Raw genomic sequence first — 7447 nt, 5'->3', positions numbered from 1 at the left:
GCGGATGGACATGTATTACATATATTGAGCTACGATTATATAAACTTCCGCTTTATATACGGTTTATATACGCTATATAAAGATAACAAGCTCATAAAAATGTAGCTACATACTTGTAGCTCGTCATTCGGGAATTACGGTATACACTCACATAGACGACGTCAAATAGCGCGAATTGTCTCCTTTAAATTTTTTCATATCACATTTGTGTTTGCCATAACCGAAAAGTAGAACCGATAATCTTTCCCATAATTATATCTCAAAAATATAAATTTAGATTATCGGAATGATAAATTCTGATCACATTGCATCCTTTCCGAGGCAAGAACATCTCGAATATCAAGAAATAATATAATAAAATTCTAAATTTATCGAATACGAGGTCGACACCTGTTTTGAAAACTATCGATATATGCACTATGCTCGCATTCGATTAGTTATCTTGCCATGTTTCTATCCTGGTTTGATACTTATGGCTATGACATGTTTAGCTAGCTGATAGTTGTTTAACCCGTAAACACAAACCGTACTCCATATACAGTGTTTAACGGTAATAATAAAAACCTGGCCGCTATATACGATACGATGGGGAATGGTAAAGGGTATACTTTCGGCAGCCTCTTTGCCGGAATCGGTGGCATTTGTATTGGATTCAGCCAAGCCGGGTTTACCTTAGAATGGGCTAACGAGCTCGATAAATATGCGTGCCAGACGTATCGCCACAACATGTCCAAAATCAACAAAAATCTCAACTTATCTGAAGGAGACATCTGTAAATTTTACCCGCCATATAAAGTGGACGTTCTTGGAGGTGGATTCCCTTGCCAGCCTTATTCCGTCGCTGGGCACATGAACGGCCTTAATGATAAACGGGGCCTCCCGATGTTCAAGGAAATAATCAGGATTGCAAAAAATTTTCAACCTAGGGCCATATTTCTTGAAAATGTTGGCAATCTGAAGACTTTCGACGACGGGAAAACCTTTTCAATCCTAATGGATCATCTCAAAGAAGCCAAATATCCTCACATATTTTCAGCTGTGCTCAATAGCAAGGACCATTCAGGAATCGCACAATTTAGGAATAGAATATATATTGTCGCTTTTAAGGACCCAAGTGATGCTGAAGCATTCAAAAAACTATATGGGGAAGGGTTATCGAAAGTGAAGATATCTTCTTCGTTTTACCAGATTGTCAGCAACAGTGACGTTCCTTTGAAATACTACTATAGTTCGGATGATAAGAATAAATGTAGATCCATTCGCTATAATGAGCATTTTGTCCCAAATGTTACCGAAAAAGGTGTATTTTACCAATATCGTCGCAATAAGATGAGGGCGAACAAGAATGGATTGTGCCCTGCATTAACGGCAAGTATGGGTGCCGGAGGCCATAACGTACCAATTATTATCGACGATTGCGGAATAAGAAAGCTAATGCCACTCGAATGTCTGAAAGCACAGGGCTTTCCAGATTGGTATAATTTTCCCGATGACATGGCGGATTGCCATAAGTACAAACAAGTTGGAAATTCCGTAACTGTTCCTGTGATCGAGCGTTTTGCAAATTTAATCCATAAAGCGTTTGAAGATGCAGATGCGAAACAGTAACGTTCATTTATCAGACGATGATCCGTCGTTCGAGGATTCAGAATTCAAGGTCAAGCGTACGTGTGCTACGATTCGGAGAAGCGCGGACGCACCGGTGGCCCGGCGAGCACACGCGGAAGTCTGCTGATCGAATCCCTGGCCCCGATGGTCGAGTCAGGATGCAGATAACGGCCTCGAGGAGCAAGTCGAAGAACCTCGCTGTGGAGAACGCGCTGATGTCCGCCGCGACGTACGGGTTCGTCAAAGCCACGGAGCGAACGTCAGTTCCTAGAAGGCCAAGCGCGCGAGGGATACATCCGAGGCGTTCGGGGTCAAAGACCCGAGCGCCTCGAACTCGTCAATCGGTGTTCATCGGATGCATAGCTCAATTCAGGAGATTTCGGCGGAAATAAAATCACTCTGTTTTGCTATATCCGAGTTAGATTCCCTTCATCACAGGTATGAAATAATTCATAGGGATGAGCGGGGAGATCCTGATAAGGTCAGATTACTTCGATCATTGTCTCAAAAACCATGAATTCAGATCATATGCGGAAGACGCCGTTGAATGCGGTTTGATGATTTTTTCTACGGAATACAACAAACAGACGGACGGAGCCTTCAAACTTTACGAGAGATATACTAGGATGGACGTGGTCCGTCTGTTGAATTGGGACAGTTATGAGATTCCTCTCAACATCGGCGGATATAAGATAAAGAACAACGCCATGCCTATTTTTATCACATACAATAAGGATGAAAATATAAGTTCAGTGGTTGAATATAAAGATGCTTTTATCGATCCTGGCACAATGCAATGGATGTCAAAACATTCACGTACAATGGAAAGCCCGGAAATAAAGAGGATAATAGGTAGCGATGAAGCGGGGATATCCAATTATCTTTTCGTAAAAAGAAGCGACTCTGATGATAATGCTGATTTCTACTATTTGGGAAGGGTTCATATCAAAGGTGCTTCAGACGACACAGACCTGGATGAGGATGGGAAAGAATACAATGTTGTAAAATTCAAACTGGGTTTGGAACATCCGGTTAGGAATGATATTTATGAATATCTTACGGCATGAGACACAAGACTAAATTACGATGAACAGCGATTGCCGTATGGTAAAAAAAAATGATTGTTTCGGTAGACGAGTCGGAATGCATCGGATGCGGAAAATGCGAAGAGGAATGCCCCATGATCTTCGAGCTTGACAGAGACCTCGTGTCGAAAGTAAAGCGCCAGCCCAAAGCAGACGAGGAGGAGTGCGCCGAAGCGGCGGCGGACGCCTGTCCGGCGACCGCCATATCCATAGAGTGATCAGTCCACTATTCTGAAACCGCCGCTTTCCTTGGCGCCGCCGGTCTCGAATTTGACCTGTCTGTCTTTCAGCATCGAGGCGATGGTCTTGACATGGACGCCCATGCCCACGTTCAGGAACTGGTTCTCCACGACCGTTTTTCCCTCGTATTCGACGGTTGGATGGAATCCCAGCGGGAGATGGACGGTCTGTGCCTGCATGCCGCATATCCTGCAGTCCTTGTCGTAGATCGGCCCTCCGGACTGTCCCCTCAGCCCCGGCGTGGACGTCTCGACGTAAAGCATCTCGTAGTTCCCGTCCACGCTGCGTCCTTTCAAAACGTTGCGTGTGTGCATCCCCTCGTTGGGGAACAGAGGCATGGGGAGGACGCCTTTACGTATCCTGAACGAGTTGGTCGTCTCGTCGAAGTCCGACGCCACGTTCACAAAGGGGAATCCAAGCCTGCAGAGGCTTGTACCGGGCCTCATCGTTTCAGGGTCCCTGAAGACGGGATATTCTTTCACCCAGCTCGGGTCGAAGGGCTCCAATTTCCCGATCGTGATGTCGATCTGCCTGTTGACATATGCGTTCGTCAGGCGTACGCCGTCCCACCCCCACCAGAAAGAATGGTTGGTGATCCAGGACGGGTCAGCTTTGATGTCGTTTTTAGGGAGTCCGGAGATGACAGTGTGCTTCTTGTTGAGTTCTTCTATCTCCTTCAGCTTGTTCTGGTCGGACTGGTATTTCACATAGGAATCGAAGACGTGTCCCGCTGTGATGATCCATCCCTCGTCGTTGATCACAAAGAATGTGGCGCACCCAGCATCCACGACCCCGTCGTAACGCCGGGTGGAGACTATCACCGGTCTGACGAACTTAGCTGCCCTTTCGCAGGCATCGGCGAACATGCCTCCGCAATACCATATCGGTATAATGAATTTGCTTATCCGTACGTTATTATTTTATCCGATGCGTGAATGACCGTCATCATGAGGGAAGAGGACGTCAGAGTGGTCAGGGACAACGAATCCGGCATTATGGAAGGAGAGGGGTACCGCGGAGTCTTCCGTAAATCGGACCACAAGGAGCGTTACGAGCTCCTGAAAGAGAGGCTCGTACACGACACCGAGGTCTTCTGCAGGAAAAACGACCCCGACACGCTGCTTGACCTTATCGAGGTGGCGTACGCGCTCAGCAGTCTGATGGGATATCCCGAGGAAGAGATGGCCAGGATGCGCAAGATAGTCAAATCCGAAAGAGGAAGCTACTCCCGCGGGACGGTATACGAGCCGGAAGAATAAACTCATCTTTCCATAAATTTCTGTAAGATAATTCGGATATGTTGCAGCGGCCGCACCGGACCCCGGGGCGGTCGATGCATCGTTAAAAACATGACAGAAATGATACAATGCGGTGCAAGCTCAGGTTCGTATCGACCCGATCGAAGAAACCAAAGCGATAACTATTTTTCAAAAAAGTCTCGAGGGCCGCGACACTTTGAATTTTCTGAAGCAAATGTTCCAATGAGCGGAAATAACGTCATTATTGAGGGATCGCATTTTTTCAGACGATCCCGATTCTATCGGCACAAGGTTCTGAAACTCCCTGAATTCAAGGAGATCGAGCCTCAATATTCACACAAAAATCCGTTCGGCTCAAAATTATATAGGGCGAATCAAATTATATCCTACGAAAAAGCAAAGGTCTTTGGAAAGAAAGGATAAAAGAACCGACAGAAGGAATTCTGTCATCCGTATCATCATTCTGTTCGGGATCGTCAGTCTTTTCGGGGATATGCTGTACGAAGGTGCCCGCAGCGCCAACGGTCAGTATTTGGAACTTCTCGGGGTGAGCGCCACTCTATTGGGCCTGGTCTACGGCATAGGGGAATTCTTGGGATACGCCCTGAGGCTCATTTCGGGATATCTTTCTGATAAGACGGGCAGACACTGGTTGTTTATATTTTTCGGATATGCAACGCTCATAGTCGTTCCCATAATGGGATTGACTACAAATTGGCAGATCATAATCATCCTTATTCTTCTGGAACGTGTAGGTAAGGGATTACGCGGTCCTCCCAAGGACACGGTGCTCTCCCGGGCGGCCGAACAAGGGGGCACGGGACTGGGGAGGGCGTTTGGCATACAGGAGGCAATAGATCAGTTAGGTGCGTTCTCAGGACCGCTGATATTCTCCTTGGCATTCTTCCTCAGCGGACAAGAAGGCATCGAGGGGTACCAGCTGGGATATCTGTCCCTTTTCATTGCATTTATTCTGCTTCTTGCGGCACTGTCCCTCGTATTTAAGAATTACAAGCACGGCAACTTCGATATCGATGTTATAACAGAAGAAAATAAAAAAGAAAAACTGACGCGTCACTTCTGGATGTTCACGCTGTTCGCTTCCCTGACCGTTATGGGACTTGTCAATTTCAGTCTTATAGGGTATTATCTCAAGGCTGAAAATATTCTGCCGGACCAAGCGATCGTACTATTGTATTCCTTGGCCATGATAGTCGATGCCGCGGTAGCATTATTGATCGGAAATCTATACGACTCGTTGAAGAAAAGGTCCGGCTCGAAAAGCGGAGGCATAATCGTCCTTGCATTTGTTCCGATAATTACAATGATGATACCGTTTTTCGGATTCAGCGGCACCGTCATCGGAGCGGTGGTCGGAATGGTCCTGTTCGGTACCGTCATGGGCGCCCACGAGACGGTCGTCCGTTCTTCGATAGCAGATCTGACATCGTTCCATAAACGCGGTACTGCTTACGGGGTATTCTTTACGGCATACGGCATATCCTTTTTGATCGGTAGCACAATGATGGGATCGATCTACGATAATTTTGGTACGATATATATCGGAATAGCTGTCGCAGCAGTGGAGATATTATCGCTTATAGTGTTCATGTGGATGAGGTCGGATATCAGGAGAAATATAACGGCCGCATCTTGATGGATGTTCAAATCGCACCCTATGTGGGGGCCGGACCAAGATTCTGTTCATGCGGTCGGTAGATTCAGCCGTGACGCAATAAAAAACCGAATGGTAATAGGTTTAGGAAAGGCCGTTCAATTATCCTTGTCATCATCGTCGAGGTCGAGCTTGTCCGCGATGCGTCTCAGGAAGTCGTTTATCGTCAGAACGTCGCCGCGCAGGCTCGAGATCTGCGCCCTCAGCGATGAAACGTCCCTCTTCAGGTCGTCCGTCTCGCCGTCGGAGGGTGCGGCGCACTGGGCCCTTTCTGCCTTCATGTCCTCGATGAGGTCCGAGCGCCTGGATTTCAGCGCGGAAAGGGACATCGACAGCTTCGTCGACCCGGTCATGTCGCCTTCTATCTGTGCGTTTATCAGCCGGACCTCCAGTTCGGAGATCTCCTTGGTTATGGACTCGATCTCGGACATAGGGGTCCTCTGAGGCTCCGGTGCATTATATCCGGTCGGCCGTGCAGCGGTCGATGCAGGGGCGTTCCTCTTGACCCTCATGGTCTCGAGATACTCTTCCATATCGTTCTCGATATAGGATTTTTCGATATCCCTGAGACGTTCGTCGAGCATTTCGACCTCGGCACTTATTTCTTTTTTACGGACCGCTACGAGCTTCTTTTCCTCATCGTCCCCGGTGATCGCATCCAGCGAGGTCAGCTGTCCGCGCAGGTTATCCATCTTGGACCATATGAACTGGAGTTCTCGGTCGTACTTGCATGTTGAAAACGCCATTTTTAATTCTCCGCGAGGGAGCATCCCGCAGAAAACTGCGGGACGCTCCGGTTTAATAAATTTTATTATCCGTTCCTGAAGGGAAGGATCTCACTTCTTCTTTTTCTTTCCCTTCTTCTTGGACTTCTTCGTACCCTTCTTGGAGCCCTTCTTCTTGGACTTTTTCACATCCTTCCTGTAAGGCGTGTCATCGTCATCTTCCTCGTCCCCGTCGCCCTCGGCGTCGGTGAATATCAGGTCGTAGAGCGAGTCCTCCATCACGGCGGCGCGTCCAAGCTCGGTGACGACGAAATCGCATTCGGCCACGGCATCCAGCAATTCTTCGCTGGAGAGTATCTTCATCCCTACGGCGTAGAAGACATCCTCGAGGATGTCGTCGCAGTAGTCGTTCCTTATCGAGTCGGCCAGGGTCTCGGCGTCTTTGTCCTTCTCGTTCAGTCCCTCGAGGTACTCGTTGTAGAGCTCCTCGCTGTCGTAATCGGGGACCTGGTCCGGGTCGTACTCAAGGTCGCTGAGGTCGCACTCGGCGTCGGTAAGGTCGGATATCACGGTGCGGTACCCGACTATGTCGGACACAAGGAAACTGATGAGGTCGCCGTATTTTTTCTTGTTGGCATCAGACCTGGCACGTGATTGTTTGCTTTTCAGCTCGGCTATCTCGCGGATCTTCCTGTCGACCGCGGCCTGCAGGATCTCCATGTCGTCGTAGTCCTGTTCCAGTTCCTGTTCCGCATCTGTCTCAACCTCGCAGATCTCGTCGGGTTTCTCCTCAGATGCAGTTTCAACGAATTTTTCATCGGTCATACGGAATCCTCCACGCGTATATTGTCCCCT

At 48.1% G+C, this 7447-nt stretch carries 8 protein-coding genes; 5 read left to right on the top strand and 3 right to left on the bottom strand.

Annotation, left to right across the window (positions count from 1 at the left end):
* The first annotated feature begins 585 nt into the window (after nucleotides 1-585).
* From dcm to VB016_05215, 3 genes are all read left to right on the top strand, one after another.
* Complete coding sequence (dcm, locus tag VB016_05225) at nucleotides 586-1608, top strand: DNA (cytosine-5-)-methyltransferase (GenBank protein ID MEA4977930.1); 1023 nt, start codon at nucleotides 586-588, stop codon at nucleotides 1606-1608.
* Nucleotides 1609-2066: 458 nt separating this feature from the next.
* The gene (locus VB016_05220; protein MEA4977929.1) at nucleotides 2067-2675 is read left to right on the top strand and encodes a DUF3427 domain-containing protein; all 609 of its coding nucleotides are present in this window, start codon (nucleotides 2067-2069) and stop codon (nucleotides 2673-2675) included.
* A gap of 50 nt (nucleotides 2676-2725) precedes the next feature.
* The gene (locus VB016_05215; protein MEA4977928.1) at nucleotides 2726-2911 is read left to right on the top strand and encodes a ferredoxin; all 186 of its coding nucleotides are present in this window, start codon (nucleotides 2726-2728) and stop codon (nucleotides 2909-2911) included.
* On the opposite strand, the gene VB016_05210 is transcribed toward VB016_05215, so the two are convergent.
* Nucleotides 2912-3799: a trypsin-like peptidase domain-containing protein gene (locus tag VB016_05210; GenBank protein MEA4977927.1), complete on the bottom strand. Its 888-nt coding sequence runs from the start codon at nucleotides 3797-3799 to the stop codon at nucleotides 2912-2914. It lies immediately after the preceding gene.
* A 69-nt stretch (nucleotides 3800-3868) separates the two neighbouring features.
* Between VB016_05210 and VB016_05205 the strand changes: the two genes are divergently transcribed.
* Nucleotides 3869-4192 (top strand): hypothetical protein, encoded by a 324-nt coding sequence (locus VB016_05205; GenBank protein ID MEA4977926.1) that lies wholly within the window; start codon nucleotides 3869-3871, stop codon nucleotides 4190-4192.
* Between the two features lie 406 nt (nucleotides 4193-4598).
* Nucleotides 4599-5849, top strand: coding sequence for an MFS transporter (locus VB016_05200; protein ID MEA4977925.1), 1251 nt, complete (start codon nucleotides 4599-4601; stop codon nucleotides 5847-5849).
* Between the two features lie 116 nt (nucleotides 5850-5965).
* On the opposite strand, the gene VB016_05195 is transcribed toward VB016_05200, so the two are convergent.
* Nucleotides 5966-6613, bottom strand: a complete 648-nt coding sequence (locus tag VB016_05195) for a hypothetical protein (GenBank protein ID MEA4977924.1) — start codon at nucleotides 6611-6613, stop codon at nucleotides 5966-5968.
* A gap of 90 nt (nucleotides 6614-6703) precedes the next feature.
* Nucleotides 6704-7417 (bottom strand): hypothetical protein, encoded by a 714-nt coding sequence (locus VB016_05190; GenBank protein MEA4977923.1) that lies wholly within the window; start codon nucleotides 7415-7417, stop codon nucleotides 6704-6706.
* Between the last annotated feature and the right edge of the window lie 30 nt (nucleotides 7418-7447).

The sequence above is a fragment of the Methanomassiliicoccaceae archaeon genome (genome assembly GCA_034928305.1).
GTDB lineage: Archaea > Thermoplasmatota > Thermoplasmata > Methanomassiliicoccales > Methanomethylophilaceae > VadinCA11.
This window is presented reverse-complemented; position numbering and strand designations above follow the sequence as displayed.